This is a genomic window from Colwellia sp. BRX10-4 (assembly GCF_014077465.1).
Classification (GTDB): Bacteria; Pseudomonadota; Gammaproteobacteria; order Enterobacterales; family Alteromonadaceae; genus Colwellia_A.
In genome coordinates, this window is record NZ_JACGVZ010000012.1 from 1 (window position 1) to 17,049 (window position 17,049).

15 protein-coding genes and 1 tRNA gene are annotated in these 17,049 nt (G+C 33.5%); 12 read left to right on the forward strand and 4 right to left on the reverse strand.

Going from position 1 to position 17,049, the window contains the following annotated elements; translation table 11 throughout:
* A partial coding sequence (locus H4J67_RS20295; protein WP_220471640.1) for a hypothetical protein occupies positions 1 to 189 on the forward strand: 189 nt, incomplete at its 5' end.
* A 36-nt stretch (positions 190 to 225) separates the two neighbouring features.
* Here H4J67_RS20295 and H4J67_RS10890 read toward each other — a convergent pair.
* Complete coding sequence (locus H4J67_RS10890) at positions 226 to 2,562, reverse strand: ATP-binding protein (protein ID WP_182172071.1); 2,337 nt, start codon at positions 2,560 to 2,562, stop codon at positions 226 to 228.
* A gap of 1,067 nt (positions 2,563 to 3,629) precedes the next feature.
* On the opposite strand from H4J67_RS10890, the gene H4J67_RS10895 reads away from it, so the two are divergent.
* From H4J67_RS10895 to H4J67_RS10915, 5 genes are all read left to right on the forward strand, one after another.
* Complete coding sequence (locus H4J67_RS10895) at positions 3,630 to 4,616, forward strand: site-specific integrase (RefSeq protein WP_182203723.1); 987 nt, start codon at positions 3,630 to 3,632, stop codon at positions 4,614 to 4,616.
* Between the two features lie 164 nt (positions 4,617 to 4,780).
* Positions 4,781 to 5,884 (forward strand): DUF262 domain-containing protein, encoded by a 1,104-nt coding sequence (locus H4J67_RS10900; protein WP_182203725.1) that lies wholly within the window; start codon positions 4,781 to 4,783, stop codon positions 5,882 to 5,884.
* A complete protein-coding gene (locus H4J67_RS10905) occupies positions 5,885 to 6,583 on the forward strand; it encodes a HEPN domain-containing protein (protein WP_182203726.1) in 699 nt (232 codons plus the stop codon).
* Between the two features lie 262 nt (positions 6,584 to 6,845).
* Positions 6,846 to 7,409 (forward strand): recombinase family protein, encoded by a 564-nt coding sequence (locus tag H4J67_RS10910; protein ID WP_182203728.1) that lies wholly within the window; start codon positions 6,846 to 6,848, stop codon positions 7,407 to 7,409.
* Between the two features lie 133 nt (positions 7,410 to 7,542).
* Entirely contained in the window at positions 7,543 to 8,226 is a 684-nt protein-coding gene (locus tag H4J67_RS10915; RefSeq protein WP_182203730.1) for a hypothetical protein, read from the forward strand.
* A gap of 252 nt (positions 8,227 to 8,478) precedes the next feature.
* Here H4J67_RS10915 and H4J67_RS10920 read toward each other — a convergent pair whose 3' ends face one another.
* Both H4J67_RS10920 and H4J67_RS10925 read right to left on the reverse strand, forming a co-directional pair.
* Positions 8,479 to 9,006 carry a hypothetical protein gene (locus tag H4J67_RS10920; RefSeq protein ID WP_182203732.1) on the reverse strand — a complete coding sequence of 176 codons (528 nt, stop codon included), beginning with the start codon at positions 9,004 to 9,006 and terminating at the stop codon, positions 8,479 to 8,481.
* Complete coding sequence (locus H4J67_RS10925) at positions 9,003 to 9,551, reverse strand: recombinase family protein (RefSeq protein ID WP_182203734.1); 549 nt, start codon at positions 9,549 to 9,551, stop codon at positions 9,003 to 9,005. Before H4J67_RS10925 ends, H4J67_RS10920 begins: the two co-directional genes overlap by 4 nt.
* 663 nt (positions 9,552 to 10,214) lie before the next feature.
* Here H4J67_RS10925 and H4J67_RS10930 point away from each other — a divergent pair.
* From H4J67_RS10930 to H4J67_RS10955, 6 genes are all read left to right on the forward strand, one after another.
* A complete protein-coding gene (locus tag H4J67_RS10930) occupies positions 10,215 to 10,466 on the forward strand; it encodes a hypothetical protein (protein ID WP_182203737.1) in 252 nt (83 codons plus the stop codon).
* Positions 10,444 to 12,990 (forward strand): DEAD/DEAH box helicase, encoded by a 2,547-nt coding sequence (locus H4J67_RS10935; RefSeq protein WP_182203738.1) that lies wholly within the window; start codon positions 10,444 to 10,446, stop codon positions 12,988 to 12,990. Before H4J67_RS10930 ends, H4J67_RS10935 begins: the two co-directional genes overlap by 23 nt.
* A gap of 146 nt (positions 12,991 to 13,136) precedes the next feature.
* Positions 13,137 to 13,361 carry a CRISPR-associated endonuclease Cas1 gene (locus H4J67_RS10940; RefSeq protein ID WP_220471641.1) on the forward strand — a complete coding sequence of 75 codons (225 nt, stop codon included), beginning with the start codon at positions 13,137 to 13,139 and terminating at the stop codon, positions 13,359 to 13,361.
* Entirely contained in the window at positions 13,358 to 13,534 is a 177-nt protein-coding gene (locus H4J67_RS10945) for a hypothetical protein (RefSeq protein ID WP_182203741.1), read from the forward strand. Before H4J67_RS10940 ends, H4J67_RS10945 begins: the two co-directional genes overlap by 4 nt.
* A 569-nt stretch (positions 13,535 to 14,103) precedes the next feature.
* Positions 14,104 to 14,886, forward strand: a complete 783-nt coding sequence (locus tag H4J67_RS10950) for a PEP-CTERM sorting domain-containing protein (RefSeq protein WP_182203743.1) — start codon at positions 14,104 to 14,106, stop codon at positions 14,884 to 14,886.
* 762 nt (positions 14,887 to 15,648) lie between these two features.
* Positions 15,649 to 16,527, forward strand: coding sequence for a hypothetical protein (locus H4J67_RS10955; RefSeq protein WP_182203745.1), 879 nt, complete (start codon positions 15,649 to 15,651; stop codon positions 16,525 to 16,527).
* Positions 16,528 to 16,893: 366 nt separating this feature from the next.
* Here the strand turns inward: H4J67_RS10955 and H4J67_RS10960 are convergent.
* Positions 16,894 to 16,970 (reverse strand) — tRNA-Val (locus tag H4J67_RS10960).
* Positions 16,971 to 17,049: the final 79 nt, after the last annotated feature.

Sequence of the window (17,049 nt, forward strand, 5' to 3'; positions counted from 1 at the left end):
CTATTCAAACAAGCTTGGGCATTTGCTTTCCCGTGTGCGCGCTTTAACCCTACGTGCTCAGTAAATTCACACAAATGCTCTGCGGTGCCAACCGCGCCAGTGAATATACCTTCAAAGTTTGTGGTGAGTTTGAGCCAACTTTCATCACTATTAATGGTTTTTATCCTATCCCCTAAATTTTGCTTCTAAAGGTGTAGACTTATTTGGTGTTAGTTATCCGCAGAACTAAAAGATATATTCTGATATCATCAAAAAAACTGTTTTTTGCTTAATGGGTTTAGTCATATAATCATTCATTCCTGATTTAATCGCTTTTTCAGTATCTTGGATACTGGCATGAGCTGACATACCAATAATTACAGTATCTTTATCAAACATTCTAATTTGTTCTGTGGCTTGTAGTCCGTCTAACTCAGGCATTTGTATATCCATTAACACTAATGAATAAGTGTCGTTTTTCATTTTTTCTATTGCCTGTAATCCATTCTCTGCTATATCAATTGAAATATTTAATGGCTCTAGTATTTTTTTAGCTACAATTTGGTTGATTCTATTGTCTTCAACCAGCAAGATTTTTTTTCCATACAAAGCCGCTTTAAATTTTACTAAATCAAAATCTGCTACTTCTTCTATTTTTTTCTCTAACTTTTCAGTAGAGTGTGCCAAAGGTATGGTGAATGTGAATTCAGTGCCTTTATCTCGTTCACTTTTTAGTGTGATTTCTCCCCCCATCATTTCTACTAATTGCTTACTTATCGCTAATCCTAATCCTGTGCCACCAAACTTTCTAGTGATTGAATTATCGGCTTGAGAGAAAGCTATAAATAAGTTTTGTTGTTGTTCTGGCGTTATACCTATTCCTGTATCTTTAACACTTAATTCAATAATAACGTCTCTTTTGTTTTGTTTTTTTAGACGAGTGTTAATATCAATACTGCCATGTTCCGTAAATTTTATAGCATTACTAACCAAATTAATGATTATTTGTTCTATTTTTAGTGGATCGCCAATTAAGTGGCTAGGAATCGAATCATCTAATAGGAAATTTAATGATATATTTTTTTTATCAATATCCGACTTACAGATTTGTGTTATTTTTTTAAGAATAGCACTAAAGCTAAATGAGATTTTTTCCAACTCAAGTTGCTTGGATCCTATTTTAGAAAAGTCTAATACGTCATTAATTATTTGCAGTAAGTGTTCACCTGAACGTTGTATTTGTTCAAGTGAATCATCTTTTTCAAATAAAACTTTGGTGTTTCTTCCTATCTCAGCAAAACCTAACACTGCATTCATCGGGGTTCTTATTTCATGGCTCATGTTAGAAAGAAAAATAGATTTTGCATTATTTGCTGCATTTGCTTTATCAATAGCATCATTTAGCGCATTATTCTGAGACTTTATCTTTGATAGATTCTTTGAAATTTCTTGGCTCATGGTGTTTATCCCTTGAGCTAAAGTACCTAGTTCATCTGAACGACAATCTTTAATTAAGTCTTTATAATTACCTAATGCAATGTTATTAACTGATTTGTTCATCACGATAAGTCGTTTAAAAATTAGCTTGTTCAAAAAATAAAGTGTAAGTGCAATAACGCTAAAAAGAAGCAGGGCACCAACTAAAAAGAGGGGCAGAATAACAATACTTCCTTCCATTGCCTTCTTTGAAAACAAACTCATTGCATACCATTCTATTTCCTCGATATACACAATAGCGGCTATATAATTAACTTCATTAATTCTAATATCAATCGTTTTTACCAAATGACTATTAGTATTATTTTTTAGTTTTATTAAGCTGCTTTTATCTAAATCATCCCCGATAACTTGATGCCATTTTTTGTTGGACAAAAACTTTGAAAGAGAGGGATGATAACGACTGGTCTTTTCATTCAAACTAGTACGAAATACACCATGATTATCAATAAGTACATCTAAAATATCTTGGTTAGAGGTACTGAGTAATTGATTAGTAATAGTTGAGACTAGTGCGTAGCTTCCAACTGTTCCAATGACTTGATCATTTTCTCTTACTATATAATCAAAAAAAACATAGGTTTTTCCATCAATAGTATTAATATCAGCATCGACATAAAACTCATTATTTTCTTCTAGCTTTTTTGGTAGCCATGAATTTTCTTCTAATTTCAGCGGAACCGTTTTTATGGTATTGCTCTCTTTATTCCAATCAATACTAGTAAGAGGTGCAATTGAAAGGATAAACCAGCCATAGCAACCTATAACTTGACAATCTTTTTTAACAGACTCAATTGCTTTTGTTTTAAATTTTTCATTATCGTTATTTTTCATCCAGTCTTGATACGTGTTATTGAGCAAGGAACGTTTAACTAGATTTAAGTTTTCTATAAAATGACTGAGTGCTTTTTCTTTGTTGATAATGGCATGTTGAAGCACCATTTTTTTACCTAAATCTTGTTCAACTCCAGTAATAAAATCTTTTAAAAAATATGAAAAAAACACTAATACAAGAGTAAAAACCAAAATAATTAAAAAGATTATTCTAAGACGAATCGAGTTGTTTTTTATGGATTTATTAATCATCAATTGGCGCGATTTATTAATATTCTTATCGTAGTTATAAACCAAATATCATTATTAAGCAAAGCAAAGACTATGCTGATAAGGGAATACATTATATGTAACAGTATAGCTAACAGCAGCTGCTGTTAGCGTTTGATCTCCGCCACACTTAATTTAGGAGATAAGCATGAGAATGATCCGTAGCCAAAACATGGCAAACCATCATTGACTATTGTCAGTTATCAACTTTGAGCTTTCATGTGCGGTGCACTGCTAATCCTTCGTCTTCTGAACACTGTAAACATATGAAAAAAGCTATTTATGTTAATATTCGTATTAACGTCAACATAAAACAGGGCTGTTTTGACGAGTAAGTAGATCAGGTTCGTGGCACTTCCTGACATAATTGATTAGAACAACCGCTTTAATCGTAAACACCATCCTAAAATACTAAATATTCGGGGCTTTATAGCCTCTAATAACTGTTGATGGATGTAACAGATGTGAAGATTAACGGTTAAGAGCTGTCAAACAAGTCAATCAAAGTCTAATTACATTGTGATATATAACAGGCGATTATTTGCAATTTATTTTTGCTACATGAACTGCTACTATCTATCGATAAATTCGAATGTGTAATTTGTTGAATCAGGCAGTATATATGAACATGCAGAGCGCTCATATGTGTCGAGGTATTACTGCTTGGTTCGCAGGGAACGATCATGTAATTTATCCCCTAATGACCTTTTATAGTCAGACTCTCTGAGTTTAAAATCTGTTTGTAGTAAATAGGCCATTCGTTGAAGGGAATTTCTTTAAATACCATCTAAAAATCAATAAGAGATAGTCATTTAGATTAGCAGTACACTTTGCTTATGAAAGCAAAAACGGGATTACATTTCTGTAATCCCGTTCTTTAATTTGGTGCCGCTACTGGACTCGAACCAGTGACACCTTGCATGTCATGCACAAGGATTTAACAAGGTCTAGCTCCTGTATTGCTTGTATGTAGTTAAATGAATTAATCAATTGTTACGGATAAATTATAAAGAAAGTTCTCTCGTTTAATATATAAACGAGGAAATATAATGGCAGCTATCAAACAACTTAAATCAGGAAATTGGAACGTAGAGATTAGAATTAAAGGCTCTAAAACTATTTGCAAAACCTTTAAGTTAAAATTAGATGCAGAACAATTTTCAATTAAGAATGAGCAAGTGATAAGAGCAAATTTAAAAGGGCAAACTTTACTTGGCTTACAATTTGTTTTAGATACTTACAGAAAACGAGTGTTGATTAATCATGATGGTTCATTGCGGGGGAGTTATCACCACACAGGGTACTTAGGAAAATCGTTAGTTAAGTTTTTTGGAGATGTAACTTTAAGCTCTATAACATCAGCTAATGTGGCATCATTTAGGGAAAAAAGACTTCGAAATGATGGTATGTCTGAATCTACAACCCGTAAAGAAATGGAGCTGCTTCAACGGTTATACAAGTTTGCAGATATAGAACTTGATATAGAAGTTAAAAACCCTGTGAATAAAGTTAAGAAACCTAGCGGAGCTAAAATTAGAGAAAAAGTTATAAATAACGAACAACTTGAACACATACTAGATGAAGTGCCACATAAATATCATGCTTATTTTAGGCTGTTAATGGAAACAGCCTGTCGGCGTTCAGAGCTGCTTTACTTAAAAACATCATGGGTAGATTTATCTAAAAGAGTGATTCACTTACCAGCTGAAATCACCAAAACAGGCACTGCTCGAGAAGTACCTCTTTCAAAAAAAGCGATTGAAATTATAGAACCTTTACTTAATATTGGGAGAAAAGAGCTTTTCCGATGGAAAGGAGAGTCAATGACACAATGCTTTGTAAGGGCAGCAAAAAGGCTTGGTTACAAAGATGTAGTGATACACACATTGAGACACAGCTGTTTGAGTCATTATGGACGATTGGGTTTTTCAGTTTTTCAGTTAAGAGCTATTTCAGGGCATCGCTCGGTAAGAATGCTTGAAAGATATGTGAAAGTTGATTCTTTATCGGTTCTTGGTGCAATGGATAGAAGTTGAACCTTATCTTGTTTGTTCTAGGTCAGCAATAAATGGTACTTCTGACTACTGACTTTAATTTATCGCTCACTTTTAAGTTTATCTAATATGAAAAAATTTTCATATTAGATAAACTATATGTAATATACTAATATTCAATATTTTTTTTCATCTTAAGGGCTTTTATGAAGAATAAATCGTCAAACTTAGCTGATCAGTTATTTCCAGAAGTTTCTCGTTCTGAAAATGAAATTCTTAATATCCCACCAGAACAAAGAAAATTGATCACTGAAACGTATGATTTTGCAGTTTCGACTATTGATGATTATATCAATAATGGGCACATGGTCATTCCTCAATTTCAAAGAGGGTATGTATGGAATCGTTCACAAGCATCTAGATTAATAGAGTCATTAATTATTCAGTGTCCCATTCCTGTAATTTTTTTGGCTCAAAATACAGATGAAACTTTAGCCGTAATCGATGGGAATCAACGTTTAAATAGTATAAATTTATTTCTAAAAGAGGACTTCGCATTACAAGGACTCACCGCTTACCCTGAGCTTGAAGGGTACAAATTTAGTGAGTTAGACCCTCGTTTTCAAAGGCATATACAGAATAGAACTATAAGGTGCATAGTAATCCTCAAAGATACTCACCCACAAATAAAATTTGATGTTTTTGAAAGATTAAATACAGGTTCAGTGAAACTAAATGCACAGGAATTGAGGCACGGAATATATCATGGTCCATTAATGGCCATCATCGAAAAGCTGTCAAAAAATAAAATGTGGAAAGGGATGGCAGGTCTTAAAGCTGATAAAAGGATGAAGAGTGACGAGTTGATTTTAAGATTTTTATCCCTATCAGAGGATTGGAGAAATTATCAAAAGCCGATGACAGGATTTATAAATGGATTTTCTGAAAAGAACAAATCTAAAAATAAAAATGAGTTGGCCGATTTGTCCACAAACTTTACTAAAAGCGTTGAAGATTGTTACCGAATATTTGGAGATCTAGCTTTTAAAACGTTCTCTGAAGGTGCTGTAAAACCTATATTTAATGCAGCTTTGTTTGATGCGCAAATGGTAAGTGTGAATGAATTATCGTTCAGTGAAAAAGAACTGATTATTTTGGAGGGAAAAAAGGCAAAAATAATCCTAGGGTTATTAAAATTATTTCACGATGAATCTTTTTCTAAATATATCGGACAGGCAACTACAGATAAAAGTGCAGTCGTTAACCGTATAAGAATATTTAGAGATTTTATAGTCAGGTTTAAGAAATAAATGGCATACAGCAAAAGCAGATCTCGTTGTAGTTTTGAAAATCTTTTGGGAAACCTACTGCTTCTAAGTAGAAAAGCATCCTACAAGAGTTCTGGTTTCAGCTACGCACACCAAAATCTAATTTATCAAGCTGCAATATTTTCTATATGTGCAGGTATAGAAGAATATTCAAAAAATTTTTTTGAAGATTATATTTTTGAATGTGCCAAGGCTGAAGTTACATTTGATAAGATGCCACTAAACTTACGCTTAATGTCATTATTAAGAGGACAGAAGGATTTATTTAAACAGCATTTATTTAATGGAGATGAAGCAAAAACACTAAAGAAAATGGCTAGTTCTAGGTCTATTTATAATGTACTGCAAGATGATACTATTATTGATCGTAGCATTGTAGCAGGAACTATTTTAGGAACTAATAAATACCCATCAATCAAAAATTTAAAAATTGTATATAACAGAATTGGAATTTCAGATATATTTTTAGAATTACATAGAAAATCACAGAATGATATTACTAGCCAATTAAGCTCTTTTCTAGATATTAGGGAAGCTATATCACATCAAACACCATCTTCTTTAACTTATACTGATATAACCCGTCATCTAAGTAATTTAAAGAATATAATTAATTACCTAGATAGAATTAAGTATTCACATCTCGTCAAAGTATCTGGTGCGGATTGTTGGCCTTCGTGAATAAGCCTAATTTTATATAGATAAATATTACTTAGCGCGCCCTAAATGATTTCACCATTCTTACTCTCAAATTATGTCAGGGGGCATTAATGTTGGTATCTATTGCCTAGTCTCCTAACCGCCCCCCTACCACTGTAATCAATACTACAATATAGATTACAGTGTTTTTCCCTACCGTATTTCTGCATAATCACCTTGATTAAGTGTAATCTTTATCGTAACCTTAGTTTTGTAATCTAACTCCTAGGGATAAAGGTACAATATGAAAATTGCTTATGCTCGCTGTTCAACTCAAAATCAAAACTTAGATGCTCAATTAGAACAATTGAAAGATTGTGACAAAATCTTTAAGGAAAAACTGAGTGGCGGTAAAAGTGACCGTCCAGAGTTGCATAGTGCAATTGATTATTTAAGGGAAGGGGATAGTCTTGTCATTACAAAGCTAGACCGTCTTGCAAGGTCATTAACTGACTTACACAAGTTGGTTGATATGATTGAAGCGAAAGGCGCTACTCTTAATGTTCTGAATCAAGCAATTGATACTTCCACCAGTAGCGGCAAACTTATGTTTAGCATGTTAGGTGCATTTGCTGAATTTGAGAAAGACATTATCAATGAGCGAGTTCAAGAAGGACTTGAGCGAGCCAGAGCGAAAGGTGTTAAGTTTGGTAAGCCTCGCCAGATCCCTGATAAAGACCGTAAACGTATTGTTGAACTCGTTGATGATGAAAATAGTAATCTAACTAAACAAGAAATTGCCGATATTATTGGTTGTTCTAGGAATCAGGTTTATAAAATTTATAGAGACGAGAAAGCAATAGCATAAAGAAAAATCTAGTAGATAGCCATTTATTAGACTATATTGAAAAATCACACCAAAATTGACTTCCTTCACTGGAACTTACTTTTAAATATTGATGTTCTATCGAACGTCAATGAAAAAATCAAGGAATGATTACATGTTGAAATTCTTATTTTTAATATCATTTTTGTTACCTTTGTTTACCTCTGCGGGGGTAATTGAAGTAGGAAAACTTTATAGAAATGAATCAAGCTCAATAGTGAGTGACAGTAGCGGCTATGAATGGAAAATGTGGGATTACGATTCAGTTTATAACCATCAGGAGTTGACCTATTTATTTACTGATATCGATAGTGATTTTTACGGGTGGAGATTTGCAGGGATAGAGGATATGTTAACGTTGTATACTAGTTCTGGTTTGAATTTTTCATATTTCACTTCACCCTGCTATGACAATAATTTATCAACCAATTGTGAAACTAACCATAGAACAAACCGTGCAAATTCAATTAATAGTGAGAGTAACATCCTGAGAACGCTATTTTATGGAGATTCAATACCATACGAGAGTCAATATAAAGTCTATTTTGAAATAGATATTTCAGATGTAAATGATTATTCCAGATCAGCATGGTATGTTGGCTCTTCATTATTAGCTTCAAATTATGTTGATATAGATATGCAAGGTGGAGGGAGCTTTTCTCAATCAGATGCTAAAACAACTCAAATTAATGGATACAGATATGCTTTAGTGAGAGAAGTCCATGAACCCTCATCATATATTATATTAATTTTAGGGTTGTTTTTGCTAAGTTATAGTAGGTTTAAAAGTCATAAATAGATAAAGCCCTCAAGTGAGGGCTACTGTTATCTTCTTGGTAAGCTTCTGTAATGTTTGATTACTGATTCCCAAACTCCAAATCGTTTTCGCCAGTATCGTTTTACAAATACATTTTTAGGGCGGTATTGTTTATAGTGCATAAGTTTCTCCTTGATTGAGGGGGAGTAGCTTAAACCTGAAATAAACTCTATACTTATTGTCGCCAAACGTAGGGATAGAATTGATTTAGGTTTAAACCGATGGGTTTTATTTTTACTCAGAATAAGATGGTTGAGAGTATTCTTGACCATCTTCTTCTCTTAATTTTTCTCTCTCAAGCTCACACTTTGTTTGTTTAAGCGCTTCTTTTTCATCTCGTTTCCTATTCATTTCTCTACTGTATTGCGCTTTAGTTAAACTAATTATTAGACGTTCCTGTGCTTCTAAAATAACGTTGTCTTCGTTAATAATAATATCGACAATTTGTTCTTTAGTCTTCATGCCTTTCTTCATTTTAAAAGTTGTTTTGTTGCCGTTTAACTTTAAAGCGGTAAAACCACCAAGGTTAATCGAAACAATATATGTATCAGGTTCAGATGAATCCTTAAAAATGGCTTTTAAATTCTTTTTACAGTCATTCAAAGTCCAATCTTTCGGGCTTTTTACTTCTTCTTCTTGTATTGCTATATCGCTAAATAAATTCATGATGTTGTCCTCTATGTGGTTAGTTGTGGTGTTTGCTGTGTTATCGTTTAAGTTACTCATTTTGCTGTCCTCTGGGTGGTTAGTTAAGTTGTTCATTTTTTGTTTTCCTCTTCTTTTAAAATTCGATATACGGAACTTCTTGAAATATCTGCTATCCTAGCGATTTCACTAATAGACATATTAGGGTTATGCTTTCTGTTGTATATAACTGAAAATATTGTACTTTGTTCTGGTGGTTTTCTCCCTTGTTCTTTTTTACTACCTTTAATTCCTGCTTTGATTTTTTCGCTGGTAATGTAAGCTTTAAAATCGTTGAATGCGGCTAAATGACCAGATAATGATTCTTCCATATCTAGTATTGTTAGCTTTGCTTTACGTTGTTCAATACTTGAAATTATGGTTTGCAGAGTCTTTAAATTATTAGATAAATACCTAAGGTTACAAACGATCAATTCATCATTTGGTTCAAGTGAGTTAATCAGTGGAGACAATGTCATTTTCGCTCCAAATGAATCGGCTTTCTCTTCTACTAATTCAACATTTATGTCGTAACTGGTAACTAGAGTTTCTTGTTTATTTACATCTACTCTTTTCTCTAAACTATTAAGTCGTGTGTTTGTTCCTAGGTATCCATATTTCATAAGATTGCTCCTCTTCGGTTAATTTCTAAATCGTATAATTCCACTGGTTAGGGTCACGATGCAAAAAAATCGTTTTTTTATTCACCCATTATTTAAAGCCTAAAGCACATTAAACCTTTACCAAGCCTTTTATAATTGAGAGTAAATAGTTTTTTATCATAAGTGTTCGATAACTAAAGTTATAGCACATCAAATATATGGTGAAACGGAATTTATTCGATAAGTAAGAGAGATTTTTTTGTGATTGGTTACAGGTTTATTCGAATAGCATTAGACCGATAACATGGTATTTGTTCGACAATCATTAGATGGATGTTAGATCTTTATTGGGCGTTCTTTAGGGGCTTGTACGGTTGAGTATATTGATCAGACTACAAAATCCTTTTAGCTTGATTCGATATTATATTTATTAGACACGCGTTTTGTATTCTCTTAAAATAATTATAAATTTCTGATTTTGTGTATTCAAACAGTCGATTATTAGACACGCACTCTCTCAGGGTGTCGTGTCTATTCAAAAAGCAGTTAGTGTTATAATATTCAGACATTCATTATCATAGAATACATGTCTATTAAAATAGCTAAATCAATTCAGTACACAGGCAGGGTTATAAAATTTTGCTCGACAAATCAATGGTTTATTGTTATAATTGTGTTGTGAAAATGAGAGATTTAGAAAATGTTTTGATTTCTGCTACAGACGGTTTTAAGGGTATCCCCCCTAGAAGTCTATTAGTAGAATCTGGCCTGCAAGACGCAGAGGCAAGAGCATTCAGCAAATATTTAAAAAACAAGGGATACGTGAAGCTTTCAGATTTAAGACGAAAGCTTTTAATTGAAGCAGAAATAGCGTTCGAGGCCAAGAAGTACGCTATTTCCATTAACCTAGAAGATGCAATTTCAACTAGCGTCTGATGTCTGGGAAAAGACAACTTACAAAACAATAGATGCAACCAATCTGATTGAAAGTATTAAAAGCCTAAAAATACCAAATCAGGGTGTAACGCATCAACATTTAGTAGAAAACTATGGTTCACAGTTCTGTGACCTAACTAAGCAGATAAAAGCTCGTAATCCTTATTTGTTTCCTTATTCTGTTAAAGATCCTAATAAAAAATTAATCGCCAGCAATATAGATAAACTACAATTTTTGGTTCTGGATATAGATGATTCCTGTTCAATTAAGCAATTCATTGAGCTAAATAAGAAATATAAATATTACTTACACACTTCTACAACTCATAGAGTGACAGGGATTGATAAATTCAGAGTGATTTTCCCTATTACCGAAGCTATGGATATAGCAGATGCAATAAGCCGTAAGAATGCCATTCAAGACTATTTCAGTTTCGGAGATAAAACCTACTTAGATACAAGCTTTTTAATAAAGGGTAGGGGTTTTGTTGTTCCTATCGAACTGGAATATTTTTTTGAGCATGAATCGCAAAATGAAGAAGTTTTGGATCTAAACATATTCGCACAAGGGTTTGTAAGGCCTGTGACTACAGGTGAAAAAATTAAAGCTGTTGAAGGAATGGATTCAGCTCAAGAAGTGGAAGATTTAGTTAAGCTGTACCTTTCAAAAAAAGATGATGAATTAGTCTTAGTGGATGGGCGCGAATATCATAGAAATGATGCGTTTTATAAAATACATATCGAGATCGCAAAGTACAGAGTGAGTGAAAGTTATCAGATTGCCTTAGCCCATAGAATGAATATGGATGGTAAACGAAATAGTGTTGAAATGACGGTCGATAATGCTCGAAAAGCCTGTCGTCATATTGATATATCAGCATTGAAAGCCAAATCACTGAATTACAGCGTTGAAACCAAAAAGACGCAGTTTTTGAAAGTTGAAGACGTAAACATCGAGCAAGGTAAAAAGCATCTGCTTACAGCTACTACAGGGACAGGAAAAACAACGCTTGTTCTAGATAAAATTGATAGGAAAGTCATTTTTGCAGCCCCTTTAAACTCAATCATTGAACAGCAATCACTAAACCGAACTTATGACGTACTAACAGGGACAAGCGGTGTTTTCCCAACAACTGAGAAAATACTGTGTAGTTATGACGCCTTAATATCTTTGCTTGATAAGAATGATTTAAGTGATTACCTAATTGTTCTTGATGAATTTCATAGAACGTTATCTGACGGCTTCAGAATTGATAAAATGTCAGGTTTACTTGAAAGACTAAAGGGTAGTAACTACACAATTCTTTGTATGTCAGGGACGTTTGATCCTACTCATTTAGAATGGTTTAAGTTTGATTATCACTTTGATTTTAAAGCTGATAGACAAATAAGGTCTGTGCAAGTTTTAGAAACAACGGGGAAATTAGATAATGCACTCATTCGTTTTTTAAGGAGCTTGAAATCTACGGATAATAATTTGGTTTTGTTTGACGATAAGAAAAAAGCGTTAGCGATTAAAAAAGTATTACCTGACATTACGGTTATTAGTGCCGATTCAAAAGAAGATGAAGTATACAAACAGTTTTTGGCACTTGAGGAAATTAAAGGAACCGTTCTCACAACGCAAGTTTTGCTTGAGGGTATCAACCTAAAAAACTTAGATAATATCGTTATTGTTGCCACTAAATTTTGGTCAGAAGAACAGATTGTTCAATTCTACGAACGTGACAGGGATAGAAAATCTAATTGTTTTATCATTAGAAAACCTATCAAAAAGGCTGAAAGTTATATCCCAGAGGCTTACAAAGAAAAGGAATATCAAAATTCATTTTACCGAGAGATTAACAAACTAGGAATCTGTAAAGCTGAGCAAATAGGCGCTAAAGATTTAGATAAACTAATTCGACACGAAGCAAGCGAAGTTTACATGAACTTGCTATATCCATACTGGAAACAAAAAGCAGCTATGGATATAGCGAATTTTAGAGAAGGCTTACAGCTTGAAAAATACGGCTATAAACTTATAGAAACGGTTGAAAAAATATCATCATCAAGTGTAATAGCACTAGATAAAGTTAAAAATCTTAGCAAAGAAATCAAACTCAAAGACTACTCTTTGGCTGTTGAGAGAGCTTTAGAGGGCGAGCGATACAGTGGTGAATTCTCATCAACTTTCAATATGATAGGGATACTCCTAGAAAATGGTTTTTCTAATGTTGAAGCAAGGGATATAGCATCTCAGCCAAAAGAATTAGAAGCATATAAAGATAGGATCACTGAGCCATTACCCACCTTTGAAAAAGTACTATACAAAGAATTTAAAGTAGGCGAGTTTTATTCCGCCATAGATGCCAAAGCCATCATAACCAAGGCTATAACAAATAGTCCGTCAACAACAATTAGAGTTAACCCTAATTATTATCTAAAACTCCTCACTAGGTATTTTCATATAAAACGGAAAACTGCCAAGAAAGGGGTTGAAATAGAAGGAATAAGGAAAATAAAAAGTGAAATATTTATATAACAGGGAGGAAATAGAAATGCTGTTACAAACATATTATGGGCGGTAAGTATTTTGGCGCTAATGAGTACAGGGCAAAACTAGAGTTACTAAGCTTTCTGAACGTGCTATGGGTACTAGATAACAAAAGATTCTCTCGAAACATGCTAATGAAGCAACTGAACGTACCTTATTCGATTGCCAGAGCATTCTCTAAAGGGAAGGGAAAGAATGCCCATAGTTGCTTCAGACAGTTGTCTGATGCTGAACCAAGAGTTATCCAAGCAATCACTGAGTTGGTCGAACGGATAGAGCAAGCGAGAAGTATAGATAAATTATTAAATAAGCCCGTTATTGAAGGCGGGTTTTACAAAGACGCAAGGAGTCAAAAATGAGAATAGAACAATATTTCGACCTATTGGTTGATGGGTATACACCAGCAGATATAGTCAAGAACTTAGATTTATCTGAAGATGATGTTATGGATATGACAATTGAAACAAAAAAATGGCTTGATGAATTGCAACGTGAAGCAAATATACGAGATAGTTATCAGAGGTATAAATAACGGAATTAGTGTTCACCTTAACGTCAAGTTCGTGCGTAAAGCTTAAATAATAATTTGAAATTAAGAGTGTTTGTATAGGTCAGCTGCATACCCGTTAGTTGATTTAAACTGGTCGATAGCTAACTTAATAATCCTCGGTTTAGCGGACGTTACAAAAATCAATTTGAGACTGATTTCATGACCCAAAAAGCAAAATACAGTTATAGAATGAGAACAATATCTATTACGGCAGTAAGCTCATTATGCCATTAGTATTCGGCCTATGAACGTTATAGCAAGCCTCTTTAGGACGATAGTGGAGATGAATTGTAACGACTTTTTATATTAGCTTAGATACATAGCTGCGCTTTACGATATCTTTTTGTCATTAAACTCCTTAATAATTGGATTATATTCCATAAATAAAGACCCTGTTTTATTAAAGCAGGACTCTGACAAATCCATATTTAAGTGAGCGGCACAGCCAGATGTTATTTTTCCAAAAAAATTAAATAAGTAAAATAATATATAGTAGTTTAAATGGTCAAATATATGTATTATCTCAATTATAATTCATACATGGAAAGTTAATGAAACACTTCAAATTTTTAGTTCTAATTTTAGCCATTCTTAATATATCTGAATCTTCTGCAAGCCTGATCACTATTTCTTTTGATGGTAAAGCGAATGGTCAAGATGACTTTGGTTATTTTGGTGATAAATACCAATATTACTCCGATACTGATATTTCTGTTTTGGTAACCTACGATACTGACAAAGCCCCGACATTAGATCTCGCTGATTCTGATTTGAACGGATGGTATGAGGAAGAAGGCAATTTTGATTGGTTAAATATTTCTTTTACATTCAATGGTATTGCATTTACTGATTTTGGTACTGATGTTACTAATTCTTCTAGTCACTATTTAAACGACTCTGAAGATCCAGGAGTTCTTACTGAAAGCGTTCGCTTTGGTAAATCGATGACTAATGGTGTTATTCCCGATGGGCAACCAGACCCAGAACCGAATATACATACAAACTTTGCGACCAGTCGAAGTGTTTCATTTCGTATAGATACCCTTGGTGGCGATCTAATTGACTCAGATGAGTTCTTTACTGGTTTTGCTGGTGAAGAGTTTCTTAAATTACCAAAGGATTATTCTGGCACAGATTTAAGTTTTGCGTTTTTTAATCAAGAAATATCACCAAACGGGACGAACTCAGGCAAAAGAGAAATTTCAGAAGTTTATTTAACGGACTTTAGCAATCTACAGATTAAATCTGTAGAAGCTCCTGAGCCTCCAACACTTGCTATCTTCGCATTAGGCATGATTGGTTTAGCTTCACGTAGATTTAAGAAGCAGCATTAAATTAGTTTCTAATATTTTACTCTAAAAAGCATCAATTGTAATAATTGGTGTTTTTTGTGCATAGTGTTTATTACTCTAAAACTTCTGATATCTAATGATCGTACTGTCGGTTCAACTGCCACTTTGATTTAAAGCCTCTATGACCGCTGTGGTGGCTTTGTTCACATCCAAGTTGAAGGACTAATTGGCAAAAAACATCATCAAAAGCCTCATGTTCTTATTTATGGGGAGCGTCCGCTATCATGAAGATGCTAGCGTAATGGTTGTATTCAACTATGTCCGTTCTAGATCAAAACATACAAAAATTATCAGCATTAATTTTAAAATGCTAACGTCTTCTGTGTGGCATAAGGGAATATTAGATTGTACAACCTTTTTACTCAGTTTTTGTTTGCTACATAAGCTGCTACAATTTCGACTTAAATTAACTTTGTGTAATTTATTGAAGGCAGGATTGAAGCGCTCTCCAGCGAACTACTCCATAAAGGGTGTGGCTGCTTGGGTTGCCTTATTTCCTCATAAACGACCAGTACCACTTCATCTGTGTAGATAATTAATATCATCAATATAAAATGTAGTAAATAGAATATAGTGTAAGTCAGGGCTGTATTTTACAGTTAATTCTTCAAGAACGGATAAATACTGTTTTGCTACACATCTACCAAACATCGGTATGATCATTCGTAAGCGGTTTTTATATAATATAGTCCATTTGTGTCGTTGTTAGCGTCACAATTTTACAATCGATAATATAAGGTTTACATGGCTAATAACGGCGAACTTTTAATTTTTTTATTAGTGATTTTCTTCATAGTAATTTGTGTTTGGTGCATATCAGCTAATTTTGCGGAAGGTGAAAATAGAGGTGAAGATATAGGGTTTTTTGATATCGATGAAATTCCATTACCACCAAATAATGATTTAGGTTATATAGTCTACGGATACTCGCAGGCTGGAAGCCCTCATGGTGTAGACAAAGATTTTGATGATTTCTTTAAAGCTGTGAGCCATATAAAAAATAGATTAAATAAATCTTCAATTTTTTCAGTACGCGCATACCATAATAAAGAGAAGCGTACTTTTCAATATCATCGTAGTTGTTATGATGGGCGAGGGAGAAAAGAAGGTAGAAAATTAAATGTTATTACTATCTCTTATTTTGAACCGAAGGCTAACCTGCAATCCTATAATGCAGCTATTACAGACGGTAAAAGCATTGCGGAAGCAAATGAAATATATCAATCTGGTGTTATATATAAAGCCGAAGAACAAATAGAAAAGTCTGAAGAAGTTGTTCAGGCTTCGAAAATCGATAAACATCCATACTTAGAAAGCGATATAATTATAGAATTTGTTGGCGCAATTAAGAATGAAAATATAATAACTAAACTGGAAGATGAGGGGATTTATATTGCAAAATTAATAGTTGACGATGATAAAATCAATCTAATGATAAATGGTGAAAAAGTTGCAAGAGTTAGTGCTAAAACTAAAACTAAAGCTACGAAATTTATTAATACTATTGGATGCAACATAAAGGTATTAGTTTGGAGTAACGGTGTGTACTTAACTCCTAATATGTTATGCCATCGAGGTGATAATATAGTTGAAGCAAACTACAAAAAACAATCAATTAAATAATACATAGTTTGTCTTCATTTTATACCAATAAATTCTATTAAAGATAGTTCAAGAGCTGGGCAATAGTAACTTTATGACTGAACGCATATTGTTGGCACCTGAAGTTTCCGACGAATCTGAAACTGATATATCTATCGTATCCAACCTTAGCTTTCATAATCTTTAAATAGAATAATTGATTTTTAAAAACGTCCGTAGTGACAATTCCGGACGTCCGTAGTAAATTGAAGTTTCTTAGAGGGGATTTCTTAAGATTTACCGAATTGATTTTGAAGTATTCAGATAAGTAATAACAAGAGATTAGCAGTACACTTTGCTTATGAAAGCAAAAACGGGATTACATTTCTGTAATCCCGTTCTTTAATTTGGTGCTCGCTACTGGACTCGAACCAGTGACACCTTGCATGTCATGCAAGTACTCTAACCAACTGAGCTAAGCGAGCAATTGTTAGTTGCTTCAACCAACGGGCGTCATATTATCGATATGAAATGTTAGTTGCAAGCAGTTTTATGTATTTCAAT